Origin of the sequence: Rhodococcus sp. 14-2483-1-2, assembly GCF_002259405.1 — a bacterium.
GTDB lineage: Bacteria > Actinomycetota > Actinomycetes > Mycobacteriales > Mycobacteriaceae > Rhodococcoides.
On the sequence record NZ_NPFW01000022.1, the window covers coordinates 467,408 to 481,620 of the forward strand.

The following is a 14,213-nucleotide window of genomic DNA, read 5'->3' on the forward strand; positions in this document are numbered from 1 at the left end:
CGTGGCAGTGTCGGTCGGCAGTGGTCGACCATCGAGATCGGGACGGAGCTGGGCGTTGTACGTAGTTGTGATGGGATGTGGCCGCGTCGGCGCATCGCTGGCCGGGGCGCTCGAACGCATCGGACACGAGGTCGCGATCATCGACCGCGACGAAACAGCTTTTCTGCGCCTGGACCCCGACTTCGCCGGGCATCGCGTCGTCGGCATGGGTTTCGACCGAGATGTGTTGGTGAGCGCGGGAATCGAGAAGGCCGAGGCCTTCGCGGCCGTGTCGTCCGGCGACAACTCCAACATCATCTCCGCCCGCGTCGCTCGTGAGACGTTCGGCGTCGACAAAGTGGTCGCAAGGATCTACGACGCCAAGCGCGCGGCCGTCTACGAACGCCTCGGCATCCCGACGGTCGCCACCGTCCCCTGGGCCACCGATCGTTTTCTGCACAACCTGTTGCGCGACGACCCCACCACCAAGTGGCGCGATCCGTCGGGCAGCGTCGCCGTCGTCCTGCTCGACTTCCACGACGCCTGGATCGGCAAGAAGCTCTCGGTACTCGAAGAGGCCACCAACTCGCGGGCCGCGTTCGTCATCCGGTTCGGCAGCGGACTGCTACCGGACAAGCGAACCGTGATCCAAGCCGGTGACGAGGTGTACGTCGCCGCGGTATCGGGAACCGTCGCCGAAGCCATTGCGCTGGCCGGCAACCCGCCGCCCTCGGACGACTGATGCACGAGCGCACGTTCCCCACCTCCCCCATCGACCCGAACGGGAAGCCATGAAAGTCGCTATCGCCGGAGCCGGCGCAGTCGGCAGATCCATCGCACGCGAGCTGATCCGCAGCGAACACGATGTGATGCTCCTCGAACGCAAACTCGATCACGTCGATCAGGCCGCCATCCCGGAAGCGGAATGGGTGTTGGCCGACGCGTGCGAGTTGAGTCTGCTCGAAGCCGCGCACCTCGAGGAGTACGACGTGGTGATCGCTGCCACCGGAGACGACAAAGCGAACCTGGTGCTCAGCCTGCTGGCCAAGACCGAGTTCGGCGTCAACCGCGTGGTGGCCCGGGTCAACGATCCGCGCAACGAATGGCTGTTCGACGCTGCCTGGGGTGTCGACGTTGCAGTGTCGACGCCGCGAATGCTCGCATCCCTGGTCGAGGAGGCCGTATCGGTGGGCGACCTCGTTCACCTGATGACGTTCCGCAAGGGTCAGGCCAACCTCGTCGAGATCACGCTGCCGGAGAACACTCCCCTGGCGGGCAAGCCGGTCCGCAAGCTCCAGTTGCCAAGGGACGCAGCGTTGGTCACGATTCTGCGCGGCGGTCGAGTGATCGTTCCCCAGCACGACGATCCGCTGGAGGGCGGCGACGAGCTGCTGTTCGTCGCGGCGAAAGAGGTGGAGAACGAACTACGCTCCGCTGTCGGACTGATCTGACGGCAGCTGATTCCGGCTGCGGTCCGCGCTCGATGCTGCGTCGAGCGCGCGATCGGCCGCACGCACGGCCCAGAGCGTGACCAACAGTGCCACTCCCGTCAGCGGCCAGCCCATGCCGATACGGGCAACGGCGAGCCAGCCCGTCTGGTCGGAGTCGTAGAGCTGTGACTGAACGATGTATCGCGCACCGAACACCGACGCCCAGGCGATCGTGGCCACGTCGTAGTAGCGCACGGCCGACCGGTCCCTGCGCCACGACGTCCCGGTGCCGTTGAGGTACCCCCAGATGATGCCGACCAACGGCCAACGGGCGAGTACCGACAACACGAACGCCGCGCCGTAGGCGAGCGACGTGTAGATGCCGAACAGGAAGTAGCCCTTGGCATCTCCCGTCCGGTATGCGATGAACGCGCAGATCCCGACCCCGAAGAATCCCGAGATGGCCGGCTGAATCGGGCTGCGACGAACCAACCGCCACACCAACACGGCGGCGGCGACTCCCAGCGCGGACCACAGGGCGACGGCCAGGTTGACGTAGCTGTTCACCGGAACGAAAACGAGGACGGGCAAGGTCGAGTAGACGAGCCCGCTCAGACCGCCGAGCTGTTCGAGGACGGTGGGAGCCACCTTCTCGACGCCGGCCGTGGTCGACGCGTCGGTGGTGGGTTCCGGCGTGTTCGATGTCGGCGGGGGCGGCACGGAATCGTCGCTGTTGGTCACGACAACGAGAGTGCCATACCGGGGACGATCAGCTGTCGTCGCGCAGTTCGTAATAGGGGTTGTAGACGATCTTGCGTCCGTCGCGTTCGCCGACGCGTCCGCGAACGAGCAGAGTCTTGCCGGGCTCGATTCCGGCGATCTTGCGGCGCCCGATCCAGAGCAGCGTCACCGTGTCGGTGCCGTCGAAGAACTCGGCCTCGATGTTGGCGTTGGCCGCCTTGGAGCAGGCTTCGACGCTGCGCAAACGACCGAGCATCGTGACTTCCTCGCCTCGCGAGCAGTCGCACGCCCGGCGAGCTCCGGAGGCTTCGGAGGTTTCGGCCATCTCCTCGGCATCGAGTTGATCGATGTCCTCTGTCAACTTCCGCGTCAAACGGCGAAAGTATCCTGCGGCAGCGGGTGCCATTGTGCGCTCCAGAGATGTGGGTCGTTCCCTCGTCGGGTGGGTACTTCGCCACTGTAGACCCGAAGTGTCACGCAAACCAACCGCTGCTACCGCGGTGTCGGAGGGCGTGCACAATCGTGTCGTGCACAGCCGATTCGACACTCGCACCGCGATCGTTCTACCGGGGACGGGGTCCGATGCCCGGTTCGCCGCCGACGCGTTCTCTGCTGCGTTCGACAGTGTGGGATTGACCACCATCGCGGTCGAACCCGACCCGGCCGATGTGATCGAGAGCTACCTGTCCGCCCTCGACGAAGCGGCCGATCGACACGGACGCCTCGTGGTCGCAGGGATATCCCTCGGTGCCGCCGTCGCGGTTCGATGGGCCACCGACCACGCATCGAACACCGCAGCTCTTGCACTCGCGCTGCCGGCGTGGACCGGAGACCCGGCCGGTTCCCCCGCGGCCCTGAGCGCGGAGTTCACCGCCCGAAGCCTGCGTGAACAGGGGCTCGACTCCGTCACCGCGGCAATGGCAGCGTCGAGCCCGCCGTGGCTCGCGCGCACTCTGCAGAGGTCGTGGGCCGCCCAATGGCCCGACCTTCCCGATGCGCTGGACGAGGCCGCTCGCCATCACAGCCTCGGACTCGACGAGCTCGCTCGAATACAGCTGCCCGCCGTTGTCGTGGGAGCAGTGGACGACGCCGTCCATCCGATCGAGGTGGCTCGACAGTGGGCACGGGCGCTGCCGAACTGCGCGCTGCGCACCGTGACCCTGGACGGCATCGGGAGCGACCCGGGATGCCTCGGCCGAGCGGCCGTCGACGGTCTCGATCAGCGGTCGGCTCAGCCGCCCAGCTGCTGAATCGCCGATCCCGACGCGCCCCGACGCGGTGCTCGATCACGCTCGGCAGCGGTCGGCTGCGGAGTCGAATCCTGTTGCGGTGCAACAGGTTCCACAGCGGGTGCCGCAGCCTGGGGCTGCGCAGCCTGTTGCGGTGCGCTCTGCTGAGCCGCCGCCTGTTGCTGCGCAGCTGCCTGCTGCTGTGCAGCTGCAGCAAGTTGTTCGGCCAGAACCTGCGGCAACACCACCGGTAGCGGCGTCCGAACGGGATGCGGGTCGGTGCCTCGATCCACCACGGTCTGCCGAAGGATCGTGTGTGCCAGTTGGACGAGCGGTTGACCCTCGCCCACCGCACCCGACGGACCCGCCAGCACGCAACGGACCATCCAGCGATAGCCATCGATGCCGATGAAGCGCAGGTCGGCGTTGGCCGTGACACCGAGCAGTTCGCGTCCCCACGGACCCGTCTCGACCGTCGTCTCGGCCTTGTCGTTGCGCAGAGACGTCGCCAGATCGGTTGCCACCTCGCGCCACTGACCGGGCGATTTCGGTGCCGCGTAGGCAGCGATGGTGATACGTCCGAATTGCGTGACGATGTGCACTGCCTGTGGGCTGCCTGCCTGCGACATCTCGACCTGGAGTTGTCCGCCCTCCGGCAGTGGAATCAGCACCGAACCGAGGTCGAGTCGCGTCTTGGCGACGGCCTCGCGATCGTCGTCGAGGTCCGCGAGATCGTGGGGCCCGTCGGCGGTCGTGTCCGCGGCCTCGACATCGTCGTCTTCGTCTTCGACGCTGTCGACGAATGGCTCCGCACCGGGCGCGGAGGCACTGCCGGCGTCGTTCTTCTTACGCCGTCCGAACATGTTCAGCTCTCTTCTTCTCGGTTGCTTCCACTGTGCCTGCCACCGGCGAACGTCGTGGCGGAACTCACTGCTTCAGACTCGCATGGCCACCGGTCGAACCGTGACCACCGGCCCCTCGAACGGTGTCGTCCAACTCGTCGACCTCGACGAACGTCACCAGTTCGACTCGCTGCACGATCAATTGGGCAACGCGGTCGCCTCGCTCGAGCTCGATCGGAGTGTGCAGGTCGTGGTTGATCAGACAGACCTTGATCTCGCCGCGATAGCCGGCATCGATCGTGCCAGGGGTGTTGACCACCGACAGGCCCGACTTCGCTGCCAGACCCGAACGCGGATGCACCAGCCCGACGGTTCCCAACGGGAGAGCGATCGCAATTCCGGTGCCCACCAGTACGCGTTCGCCCGGCGCAATCGTCACCGGAGCCGTGATTCGCAGATCCACGCCGGCGTCACCCTCGTGCGCACGCGTCGGCACCGGAAGCTCGGGGTCGAGTCGGCGCACCCGGACCTCGGACAACGGATCGGAGGGCCCGCGCGGGGCGGGGGGTCTGTCGACGGACGGTTCGTTGCCGGACTCGGTGACTTCGTCGCTCACGTCGAACGAGACTACGCTGGCCGGCTTCCGTCTCGGTGTGGCGACTACCCTGGGACCCGTGACTGCAGATCGACAGGCCGAACACGCGTCGGAGTCCGGCGACTCCACTCCCCACACGAGTTCCACAGCACCCGCGAACTCGGTGCTGTACTCCGAGCGACTCTGGGTGCCGATCTGGTGGTGGGCGGCCGGCGCGGCCGTGGCGGTGTTGCTGGCTGCAGAGATCCACATGGGTGCGCCCGGCATCCGTGCCTGGCTCCCCTACGTCGTGCTGCTCCCGCTGATCGCGTGGGCATTGTTCGCCTTCAGCAGGCTGCGCGTCGAGGTGGTCGCCGGTACCACCGGTGCCGAGTTACGCGTCGGGTCTGCTCATCTGCCACTCGACGTGGCATCCAAGGCTGCCGTCGTTCCCGCGACAGCAAAAAGTGCGGCGCTGGGAAGGCAGCTCGATCCGCTGGCCTTCGTGCAGCACCGCACCTGGGTGAAGCAGATGGTGATCGTGGTCCTCGACGACGCGAACGACCCGACGCCCTATTGGCTGATCAGCACCAAACACCCCGAGGAGCTGTTGGCGGTGCTGACCGCGCACGGCGTCGAAGCGCGCTGACCTACCGCTGGGTCGACGGTCGAAACCGTCGACACAGACCTGACGCGATCGATCAGGTCTGTGCGGAGAAGGTCACGCCGCGCAGTCGCGGCACATCAGTACACCGTTGGCGTCACTGGCCAGTCGGCTGCGGTGATGGACCAGGAAACAGCTGGAGCAGGTGAACTCGTCGGCCTGCTTGGGAACCACTCGAACAGAGAGCTCCTCGCCGGACAGATCTGCACCCGGGAGCTCGAAGGACTCCGCGGTGTCGGATTCGTCCACGTCCACCACGGCGGACTGGGCCTCGTTGCGTCGGGCCTTCAATTCTTCCAACGAGTCCTCCGACACGTCGTCGGATTCTGTTCTTCTCGGTGCGTCGTAGTCGGTTGCCATTGTCTTCGTACCCCTCATCTTCGTGCGTGTGTGTGGTGGAAGCTGCCGGTGTGGTCGGCTTGTGGCCGTCGGCTGTGAAGAGGGCGCTTGCTCGCTCCCACCGAGTTCGTATCTGTTCGAAAATCGTTCGTCGTCGCGCGGTGCCCGAAACTACACCGGGTAGTTCCCAGAACTCGCCGGTTGAAACCCGATCGAGACCTCGCTCACCAGATCGATTGATGCACCGGCGTCCTATTCTCGAAGCACCGCGGCCGCCAGACAATAGCCGAAGCCGGTCGCAAAGCAGAAACCGAATCGCCGACACGTCCATCACCCGGGTGCACGCCGCATCAACACCGCGATGGTCGGCTTCATTCCGCGCGTCACCGAACAATTCTCGCCGCCGGTTTCGGGACCCGAATCGGGCATCGCGCACTCGATCGAAGAAGGGTCCGGCCGAGTGTGCCGCCCCCGCGCACCGCGGCCATCTACAGTAGGCACCGCGTCGGTGTGAACCGACTCTGTGGACCGGTCTCGGCGACTGCCGACGGAAAGGCGAAGATCAACTGTGGTTTCTCTGATCACCGAAGGCCATTCGGTCGACGGTCGAGGTCGTCCGTTCCGTCGCCGCCGCGCGTTTCCGATCATCGCTGTCTTCTCGGTGCTGGCTCTGCTCGGAGTGCTGGTGTGGGTCAAGGTGTTCACCACCTCCGAGGCCACCTCGGCAACGGCCGAATGCAATGTGCCCACCACCACCGCCGCGACAGACGGTACGCAGCCCGTAGCGCTCGGCGAGGAAGTGGACCCGACGACGCTGCTCGACGTCGAGCCTGCTGCCCTGTCCGCAACGAAGGTGCGTGTCTTCAACGCGAACGGTGAGCGCGGACAGGCGGCTCTGGTCGCGGCCCAGCTCATCGATTACGGCTTCGCCAGCGCACCGGACGTCCAGGTCGGCAACGATCCGGTCTACGTCGATCAGAACATGCAGTGCCAGGGCCAGATTCGGTTCGGCCCGGCCGGCCTGGCGGCAGCGAGTGCGGTGTCACTGGTCGCGCCATGCGCCGAACTCATCCAAGATGCCCGCACCGACGACTCGGTCGATCTGGCACTCGGTACCTACTTCAGTGAGATCCAGCCCAACGACGACGCCGAGGAAGTGCTGCGCACGCTCGCCGGAGCCGCACCCGGTGCCGCGCCTGCGCCACTCGATGCCGATCTGCTCTCGGCAGCACGCGAATCGCGTTGCTGACGCAGTAGCTCCGCGTCAGCCCGGAATCGGATCCAGGGCACCCGCGCTGCGCAGTACGGCCACGAAGGCGTCCGCGACCCCCGGGGCAGTTGCCACCGTCACCGCACCCTGCGCACTGGTGCTGTTGGCAGCAGGCAGCCTGATCACTGCGCCTGCCTCGGCCGCGATCAGCGCACCCGCCGCCCAATCCCACGGACTGAGCCCGTGCTCGAAGTGAGCGTCGACCACTCCGGACGCGACCATGCACAGATCGAGAGCGGCCGAACCGATCCGGCGGATGTCGCGCACCTGAGGCAGCAGTTCGGAAATGATCGCGCCCTGCACCGCGCGACGCCCGGATCCGTAGCCGAATCCGGTGGCCAACAACGTCATCGACACATCGGTGACACCGGAACAGTGCAGCTGCTCCTGGGTACCGTCCGCCCGCTCCACCGTCGCCCCACGTCCCAGAGCGGCCGAGTAGACGAGCTCGCGGGCGACATCGATCACGGCCCCGGCAACACTGACACCGTCGATCTGGACCGCGACCGAGACCGCGTACGCCGGGATTCCGTACATGAAGTTCACGGTTCCGTCGATCGGGTCCAACACCCATCGCACGCCGTCGAGCGAGTCGTTCTCGCTGCCTTCCTCTTCTCCGAGAATCGCATCCTCGGGCCGCAGCTGCGCCAGCATCTCGCGTAGGACACGCTCGGTCTCGGTGTCCACGACGGTCACCGGATCGGTCGGCGTGCTCTTGGACTGCACCGCGCCGTCACCCCCGCTCGAATCGCCGCCGAAGACCTCCGGGCGACGCCGCCTGACGTGCTCGGCGGCTCGCGTCGCGACCCGTACGGCGACCTCGCGCAGCACGCCCACCTCGCGTGTGGTCGATCCCTCTGCTGCCACCGGCTCTTCCGGCAATTGTGTACTGGCGGTGTCGGTCTGCGATCCATCTGGTTTCGGCACGCGTACATCGCAACACACACCGGCGTCCGAGCACCACCGCAGCGACCGACGGTGACGTCACCGTCCCGCAAACGCCGAAACGCACTATTGTTCGGAAGCGACGGCACCACACGGATTCGATCACGCCAGGAGCGGCATCCACATGACACAGGCAGGTTCGGACAACACCACCGCAGCGGCAGCGCGCCACGGGTTCGGCGTCGATGTCGGCGGCAGCGGCATCAAGGGCGGAATCGTGGACTTGAGCACCGGAGAGCTCGTGGGCGACCGCCACAAGATCGAGACGCCGCAGCCGTCGACCCCCGATGCTGTCGCGCGCACCGTGGCCGAGATCGTCGCGCACTTCGAGTGGACCGGCCCGGTGGGCGTCACACTGCCTGCCGTGGTGACCAACGGTGTCGCTCGCTCGGCCGCCAACATCGACAAGTCCTGGATCGACACCGACGCCCGCGCGCTGTTCGCCGAGGCCATCGGCACCGAGAACGTCACCGTGCTCAACGACGCGGATGCGGCCGGAGTCGCCGAGGACAAGTACGGCGGCGGCAAGGGCAAGGACGGCGTCGTCGTGCTGTTGACGTTCGGCACCGGAATCGGTTCTGCCGTGCTGCACAACGGAGTTCTGCTTCCCAACACCGAATTCGGCCACATGGAGATCGGCGGCAAGGAAGCCGAGCATCGTGCGGCATCGTCGGTGAAGGAGAACCAGGGGCTGTCCTACAAGGAGTGGGCCAAGGAGGTCTCGAAGGTTCTCGAGACGTTCGAGGCGCTGCTGTGGCCGGATCTTTTCATCGCAGGCGGCGGCATCAGCCGCAAGAGCGAGAAGTGGATTCCACACCTGACCAATCGCACCCCCGTGGTTCCGGCAACCCTGCTGAACACTGCCGGGATCGTCGGTGCCGCACTCGCAGCGGACTCCGCCGTGCCCTCCGCCGAGACCGGTACGTCCGCGGGATCGAGGGACTGACACGCGGCTTGCCACCTGCGTATGGCGAGGGTCGGTAACAAACTCCTGAGAGGTCGTTACAATGGTGTGTGCCGGTACGCAGCCGGCCGAATCCGAAGACCTCTCCGCCGGAAACAACTCTGGCGTGACGCCGCACGACTTCGTCACGAAAGGGCGTACGTGGCAGCCACCGATATCCGTCAGACCGTAGATTCCGAAACCGAGTCTGCGACACCTGCACCTGCTGTCAAGGCACCCGCTGCGAAGGCACCGGCAAAGAAGGCACCGGCCAAGCGCGCCGCGGCCAAGAAGGCACCGGCGAAGAAGGCCGCAGCCAAGAAGACAGCAGCAACACCGGCGTCCGGGGACGATGCCGACGAGAGCACTCCCGGGATCGAAGACATCGACATCTCCGAGGGCGACCTCGCCGCTGCCGCCAACGATGTCGTCGAGGTGGTCGCCGCAGGTGACGACACCGAGGAAGACGCCACCGCCGAGCCGACTGCCGAGGACAAGGCGTCCGGCGATTTCGTTTGGGACGAAGAGGAATCCGAGGCGCTCCGCCAGGCCCGCAAGGATGCCGAGCTCACCGCATCCGCCGACTCCGTCCGCGCGTACCTCAAGCAGATCGGCAAGGTCGCCCTCCTCAACGCCGAAGAGGAAGTCGAACTGGCCAAGCGCATCGAGGCAGGCCTTTTCGCGGTCGAGAAGATGCGCGAGTCCGCGGAGAAGGGCGAAAAGCTCCCCGTTGCGCAGCGTCGCGACATGACGTGGATCTGCCGTGACGGCAACCGCGCCAAGAACCACCTCCTCGAAGCGAACCTTCGACTCGTCGTCTCCCTGGCCAAGCGCTACACCGGCCGTGGCATGGCGTTCCTGGACCTCATCCAGGAGGGCAACCTCGGTCTGATTCGCGCGGTCGAGAAGTTCGACTACACCAAGGGCTACAAGTTCTCCACGTACGCCACGTGGTGGATCCGTCAGGCGATCACCCGGGCCATGGCCGACCAGGCTCGCACCATCCGTATCCCGGTGCACATGGTCGAGGTCATCAACAAACTCGGACGCATCCAGCGTGAGCTGCTCCAGGATCTGGGTCGCGAACCCACCCCCGAAGAGCTCGCGAAGGAAATGGACATCACGCCGGAGAAGGTGCTGGAGATCCAGCAGTACGCGCGTGAGCCCATCTCGCTCGACCAGACCATCGGTGACGAGGGCGACAGCCAGCTCGGTGACTTCATCGAGGACTCCGAGGCAGTCGTCGCCGTGGACGCCGTGTCGTTCACGCTGCTCCAGGATCAGCTGCAGTCGGTACTCGAGACGCTGTCCGAGCGCGAGGCGGGCGTGGTTCGTCTGCGATTCGGCCTCACCGACGGTCAGCCCCGCACCCTCGACGAGATCGGTCAGGTCTACGGTGTGACGCGCGAGCGAATCCGTCAGATCGAGTCCAAGACCATGTCCAAGCTGCGTCACCCGTCGCGTTCTCAGGTACTGCGCGACTACCTGGACTGATTCGTTCGCTTCATCTCGAACAACGACCGCCGATCACAGTGATCGGCGGTCGTTGTTCTGTGCTTCGTCGATGCCGTCACACCTGCGGCACCCCGAACGTTCCGTCCGGCCCCGGCCGATAGTCGAGGACAGCGGTGACGGCCGCGATCGGCAGCGGTCCGTACAGATGTGGGAAGAGCATGGACTCCGGATCGGTCGGCACCCCGGGCTCCCACCGAACGGGTGCGGTCAGACGAGCCGGATCCACGCGCAGCAACACCAGATCGGTGCGGCCGGAGAAGAGCCGATTCGCGGGCAAGTGCACTTGCTCGGGTGTGGACAGGTGCACGAACCCCACGGAATCGTACGAGTCGGGGGTGTAGTCGGCCCGACCACGCATCGCGAGCCACTCCCCTGCCGTACAGATGTGAACGAGGTCGTCCTGCTTGCTGGTCACAGTTCCATTCTGCAGTGTCGAGTGCGCGTCAGGGCGGTGGAATGTCGGCAACGCCGCGATCTCTGCGCGCCGGCAGGCCGCCGACCACAACGGCCGCGATGACGGCCACGATTCCGAGAGCCTCGAGGGCCGTCGGAATCTGGGTCAGCACCACGGCACCGACCACCGTCGCCGTCGCCGGGAGCAGAGCCAGCAGCAACGCGAAGCGGGCCCGGCCCACTCGCACCAGGACGTACTGATCGAGAACGTAGGGAACCACACTCGACAGCAGCCCGACGCCCAATCCGAGAACCCAGATCCGCCAGTCTCCCAATGCATCCGAGTGCGCGGCCGCGAACGGTCCGAACAGCGGAACGGCCAGTAGAACGGACGCGATTGCGAACCCGGCAGCCATGTCGTCGAGCCCCTGGCCTGCGTCGGCAACGGACTTGCCCAGGACGATGTAGGCGGCCCACAAGGCCGCCGAGCCCAGCGCGAATGCGATTCCTACGAGGCCCACCTCGCCGCCCTCGAACTGCGCGGAAGCGATGGCACCGACGCCGGCCACCACCAGGAGCAGCGCGCACACATCGGCAGGCTTTCTGGACCCGGCAGCAGCGACCGCGATCGGCCCGAGAAACTCGATGGCCACCGCCGCGCCGAGTGGCAGCCTGGCGATCGCCTCGTAGAACATCGCGTTCATACCGATCGTCGCACCGCCGAACGCGGCAGCCGTGATCACCCGTCGCACGGTCCACGCGCCGCCCGCACCGGCGCGGTGCCGCCACGGCCGTCGCCAGAGCACCAACACCAGCGCCGCACCGAACCCGCGCAGCCACGCCACCGCGGCCGGATCGACGGTGTCGAACAAGAACACACCGATCGCCGCACCGACGTACATGCACACCGCGCCGATCACGAACAACGACGGAATACCCAGCTTCGATGCGCCGGAGAGCGAAGTAGAAGTCGAAGCCACACAGGGAACCCTACTGCCGCGACTCACGGCGAACCGTGTCTGCTCTCAGCGAACAGATTTCACGACGTTCCAGCTCGTGAGGCATGTTTCGTGTTAGTGACAACACAAAGAAACGCGCTCGGGAACAACGCGTGACCGCCATACGTCTGACAGAGTGAACGAACCGCGCCATACCGACGCGGCGGACCGGCCCCAGGCGAACGGGACAACCCGCAAGCCAGTACGGAGGAGTCATGCCCGGAACATTGACCAGCCCACAATTGACAGCAGCGGACCGGTGCGACCGGTGCGGTGCAGGGGCTCGCGCGCGTGTCGTGCTCTCGACCGGTGGAGAACTTCTCTTCTGCGGTCACCACGCCACCGAGCACGAAGCCCGTTTGCGTGAAGTGAACGCAACGGTGATGACCGAATCGGACTCCACGGTGTAGCCCACCTTTCGGGTCGGGGGAAACAGGTTCGCCGCGATCGACGAACAACACGAAGAAGACGGACGGTCACCTGACCATCCGTCTTTTTCGTGCCCGGATCCACCCGGAGAGTTCTACATCTTGCGCAACTGCGCGATTCGCTCACCCAACTGATCGGCCGACGCCATCGCCGTCGGTGGGCCACCACAGATACGTCGCAGATCGCCGTGAATCACCCCGTGCGGCTTCCCGGTGCGGTGGTGGTACACCGCGACCAAACTGTTCAGTTCACGCCTCAGGCCGGCCAGCTGGCCCGCACTGGTGGCCCTGTCGTTGACGACTGCAGGTGCCGGAACCGCCGGGCCTGCAGGCGGTTTGTCGATCTGCTCCTGCTGGCGTTGGCGGAGCAGGTCGCGCATCTGCGTCGCGTCGAGCAAGCCGGGCAGACCGAGATAGTCGGCTTCCTCGTCGCTGCCCGAGAACGTCGCGGTACCGAACGAGGAACCGTCGTAGATCACCTGGTCCAGTTCTGCATCCGCACCCAGCGAGGTGTACGCCTTCTCTTCCTCGCCCAGTTCGTCCTTCTGCTTGTTGGCGTCGGCCAACAACTCGTCGTCGAAGCCGTCCTTCTCCCGGTGCGGCTTGCCGAGGATGTGGTCGCGCTGCGCCTCGAGCTGCGACGCCAGATCCAACAGCACCGGTACCGACGGCAGGAAGACGCTCGCCGTCTCACCCTTGCGCCGAGACCGCACGAAGCGGCCGATGGCCTGCGCGAAGTACAGCGGGGTCGACGCACTCGTCGCGTAGACCCCGACGGCCAGACGCGGAACGTCGACGCCCTCGGACACCATGCGAACGGCAACCATCCAACGCTGATCGCTCTTGCCGAACTCGGCGATCCGAGCCGAGGACGTGGGGTCGTCCGACAGCACGATCGCCGGCGTCTCCCCCGTGATCACCTCGATCAACTTCGCGTAGGCCCGAGCCACCGTCTGATCGGTTGCGATCACCAGACCGCCGGCATCGGGCATGCCGCCTGCACGCAGCTGAGCGAGCCGCGTGTTGGCGGCCAGCAGCACTGCGGGCATCCAGTCACCCTGCGGATCCAGTGCGGTGCGCCATGCCCGCGCGGTCTGTTCGGCACTGAGCGGCTCACCCAGCCGAGCGGTGTACTCCTCACCGGCACTGTCTCGCCAGCGCGCTTCACCGGAATACGCGAGGAACACGACCGGACGGACGACGCCGTCCGCAAGAGCGTCGGAGTAGCCGTACGCGTGATCGGCCTTGGACCGCATCAACCCGTCCTGATCCGGTTCGTAGTTGACGAACGGAATGGGACTGTCGTCGCTGCGGAACGGCGTACCGGTCAGTGCGAGACGTCGGGTGGCGTCTCCGAACGCCTCGCGAATTCCCTCACCCCAGCTCTTCGCGTCGCCGCCGTGGTGAATCTCGTCGAGAATCACGAGGGTCTTGCGCGATTCGGTGCGCACCCGATGCTTGAACGGGTGCGAGGCGATCTGCGCATACGTCACGACCACGCCGTGATAGTCACTCGAGGTCTGACCGGTCGAGTTCGAGAAGCGCGAGTCCAACGCGATGCCGACCCTGGCCGCCGACTCCGCCCACTGGTGCTTGAGGTGTTCGGTGGGCGCGACGACGGTGACCTGATCGACAGTCCGATGGGCGAGCAGTTCTGCAGCCACCCGCAGCGCGAAGGTCGTCTTGCCTGCGCCGGGCGTCGCGACCGCGAGGAAGTCCTTGGGCGAGGCGACGAGGTACTTCGTCAGCGCCCGTCGCTGCCATGCGCGCAGCGGTGCTCCCCCGCTCGCGGGAGCGGGGGTCTGCTCGGTGGATGGTGGTGTCGGATCGAACATGTCAGCGCTCACTGGCCGCCGGTTCCTGGCATCGATGTAAATTCCTCGCGCTCTCGGTAGCCCTGCAGTGTCCGCGGAGGAGCCTATC

At 66.1% G+C, this 14,213-nt stretch carries 17 protein-coding genes; 8 read left to right on the plus strand and 9 right to left on the minus strand.

Annotated elements, in window-relative coordinates; all coding sequences use genetic code 11:
• Window positions 1-55: 55 nt before the first annotated feature.
• Entirely contained in the window at window positions 56-721 is a 666-nt protein-coding gene (locus tag CH295_RS23160; protein WP_037190085.1) for a potassium channel family protein, read from the plus strand.
• A 49-nt stretch (window positions 722-770) separates the two neighbouring features.
• Window positions 771-1,430, plus strand: a complete 660-nt coding sequence (locus tag CH295_RS23165; RefSeq protein ID WP_037189469.1) for a potassium channel family protein — start codon at window positions 771-773, stop codon at window positions 1,428-1,430.
• Here CH295_RS23165 and CH295_RS23170 read toward each other — a convergent pair.
• Window positions 1,404-2,057 (minus strand): DUF3159 domain-containing protein, encoded by a 654-nt coding sequence (locus CH295_RS23170; RefSeq protein WP_094742199.1) that lies wholly within the window; start codon window positions 2,055-2,057, stop codon window positions 1,404-1,406. The two genes, CH295_RS23165 and CH295_RS23170, sit on opposite strands and share 27 nt — an antisense overlap.
• 121 nt (window positions 2,058-2,178) lie before the next feature.
• Window positions 2,179-2,556, minus strand: a complete 378-nt coding sequence (locus CH295_RS23175; protein WP_032397922.1) for an OB-fold nucleic acid binding domain-containing protein — start codon at window positions 2,554-2,556, stop codon at window positions 2,179-2,181.
• A 121-nt stretch (window positions 2,557-2,677) separates the two neighbouring features.
• Between CH295_RS23175 and CH295_RS23180 the strand changes: the two genes are divergently transcribed.
• On the plus strand, window positions 2,678-3,400 hold the full coding sequence (locus CH295_RS23180) for an alpha/beta fold hydrolase (protein ID WP_252342152.1): 723 nt from the start codon (window positions 2,678-2,680) through the stop codon (window positions 3,398-3,400).
• On the opposite strand, the gene CH295_RS23185 is transcribed toward CH295_RS23180, so the two are convergent.
• Window positions 3,382-4,242, minus strand: coding sequence for a DUF3710 domain-containing protein (locus tag CH295_RS23185; RefSeq protein WP_094634305.1), 861 nt, complete (start codon window positions 4,240-4,242; stop codon window positions 3,382-3,384). The two genes, CH295_RS23180 and CH295_RS23185, sit on opposite strands and share 19 nt — an antisense overlap.
• 64 nt (window positions 4,243-4,306) lie before the next feature.
• A complete protein-coding gene (gene dut / locus CH295_RS23190; RefSeq protein WP_094615351.1) occupies window positions 4,307-4,759 on the minus strand; it encodes a dUTP diphosphatase in 453 nt (150 codons plus the stop codon).
• A gap of 220 nt (window positions 4,760-4,979) precedes the next feature.
• Between dut and CH295_RS23195 the strand changes: the two genes are divergently transcribed.
• The gene (locus tag CH295_RS23195; RefSeq protein ID WP_037190090.1) at window positions 4,980-5,444 is read left to right on the plus strand and encodes a DUF3093 domain-containing protein; all 465 of its coding nucleotides are present in this window, start codon (window positions 4,980-4,982) and stop codon (window positions 5,442-5,444) included.
• 72 nt (window positions 5,445-5,516) lie between these two features.
• On the opposite strand, the gene CH295_RS23200 is transcribed toward CH295_RS23195, so the two are convergent.
• Window positions 5,517-5,819 carry a DUF4193 domain-containing protein gene (locus tag CH295_RS23200; RefSeq protein WP_027496891.1) on the minus strand — a complete coding sequence of 101 codons (303 nt, stop codon included), beginning with the start codon at window positions 5,817-5,819 and terminating at the stop codon, window positions 5,517-5,519.
• A 547-nt stretch (window positions 5,820-6,366) separates the two neighbouring features.
• On the opposite strand from CH295_RS23200, the gene cei reads away from it, so the two are divergent.
• Window positions 6,367-7,047: an envelope integrity protein Cei gene (gene cei / locus CH295_RS23205; RefSeq protein ID WP_037189472.1), complete on the plus strand. Its 681-nt coding sequence runs from the start codon at window positions 6,367-6,369 to the stop codon at window positions 7,045-7,047.
• 15 nt (window positions 7,048-7,062) lie between these two features.
• Here cei and CH295_RS23210 read toward each other — a convergent pair whose 3' ends face one another.
• Window positions 7,063-7,935, minus strand: coding sequence for an inositol monophosphatase family protein (locus CH295_RS23210; RefSeq protein ID WP_502694541.1), 873 nt, complete (start codon window positions 7,933-7,935; stop codon window positions 7,063-7,065).
• 202 nt (window positions 7,936-8,137) lie between these two features.
• Between CH295_RS23210 and ppgK the strand changes: the two genes are divergently transcribed.
• Window positions 8,138-8,959, plus strand: coding sequence for a polyphosphate--glucose phosphotransferase (gene ppgK / locus CH295_RS23215; RefSeq protein ID WP_094742018.1), 822 nt, complete (start codon window positions 8,138-8,140; stop codon window positions 8,957-8,959).
• A gap of 159 nt (window positions 8,960-9,118) precedes the next feature.
• The gene (locus CH295_RS23220; protein WP_037189474.1) at window positions 9,119-10,450 is read left to right on the plus strand and encodes an RNA polymerase sigma factor; all 1,332 of its coding nucleotides are present in this window, start codon (window positions 9,119-9,121) and stop codon (window positions 10,448-10,450) included.
• Window positions 10,451-10,526: 76 nt separating this feature from the next.
• Here the strand turns inward: CH295_RS23220 and CH295_RS23225 are convergent, their stop codons facing one another.
• Window positions 10,527-10,886, minus strand: a complete 360-nt coding sequence (locus tag CH295_RS23225) for a DUF952 domain-containing protein (RefSeq protein WP_037189475.1) — start codon at window positions 10,884-10,886, stop codon at window positions 10,527-10,529.
• A gap of 28 nt (window positions 10,887-10,914) precedes the next feature.
• Window positions 10,915-11,844 carry an EamA family transporter gene (locus CH295_RS23230; protein ID WP_037189476.1) on the minus strand — a complete coding sequence of 310 codons (930 nt, stop codon included), beginning with the start codon at window positions 11,842-11,844 and terminating at the stop codon, window positions 10,915-10,917.
• 233 nt (window positions 11,845-12,077) lie between these two features.
• On the opposite strand from CH295_RS23230, the gene CH295_RS23235 reads away from it, so the two are divergent.
• Window positions 12,078-12,272, plus strand: coding sequence for a DUF7455 domain-containing protein (locus CH295_RS23235; protein WP_027496884.1), 195 nt, complete (start codon window positions 12,078-12,080; stop codon window positions 12,270-12,272).
• A gap of 113 nt (window positions 12,273-12,385) precedes the next feature.
• Here CH295_RS23235 and CH295_RS23240 read toward each other — a convergent pair whose 3' ends face one another.
• Window positions 12,386-14,125 carry a DEAD/DEAH box helicase gene (locus CH295_RS23240; RefSeq protein WP_037189477.1) on the minus strand — a complete coding sequence of 580 codons (1,740 nt, stop codon included), beginning with the start codon at window positions 14,123-14,125 and terminating at the stop codon, window positions 12,386-12,388.
• Window positions 14,126-14,213 lie beyond the last annotated feature (88 nt).

Bases quoted from the DNA above. Each gene is read 5' to 3' on its own strand.
- CH295_RS23240 (WP_037189477.1), bottom strand. From the start codon at position 14,125: ATGTTCGATCCGACACCACCATCCACCGAGCAGACCCCCGCTCCCGCG.
- CH295_RS23175 (WP_032397922.1), bottom strand. From the start codon at position 2,556: ATGGCACCCGCTGCCGCAGGATACTTTCGCCGTTTGACGCGGAAGTTG.
- CH295_RS23235 (WP_027496884.1), top strand. From the start codon at position 12,078: ATGCCCGGAACATTGACCAGCCCACAATTGACAGCAGCGGACCGGTGC.
- ppgK (WP_094742018.1), top strand. From the start codon at position 8,138: ATGACACAGGCAGGTTCGGACAACACCACCGCAGCGGCAGCGCGCCAC.
- CH295_RS23185 (WP_094634305.1), bottom strand. From the start codon at position 4,242: ATGTTCGGACGGCGTAAGAAGAACGACGCCGGCAGTGCCTCCGCGCCC.
- CH295_RS23165 (WP_037189469.1), top strand. From the start codon at position 771: ATGAAAGTCGCTATCGCCGGAGCCGGCGCAGTCGGCAGATCCATCGCA.
- CH295_RS23200 (WP_027496891.1), bottom strand. From the start codon at position 5,819: ATGGCAACCGACTACGACGCACCGAGAAGAACAGAATCCGACGACGTG.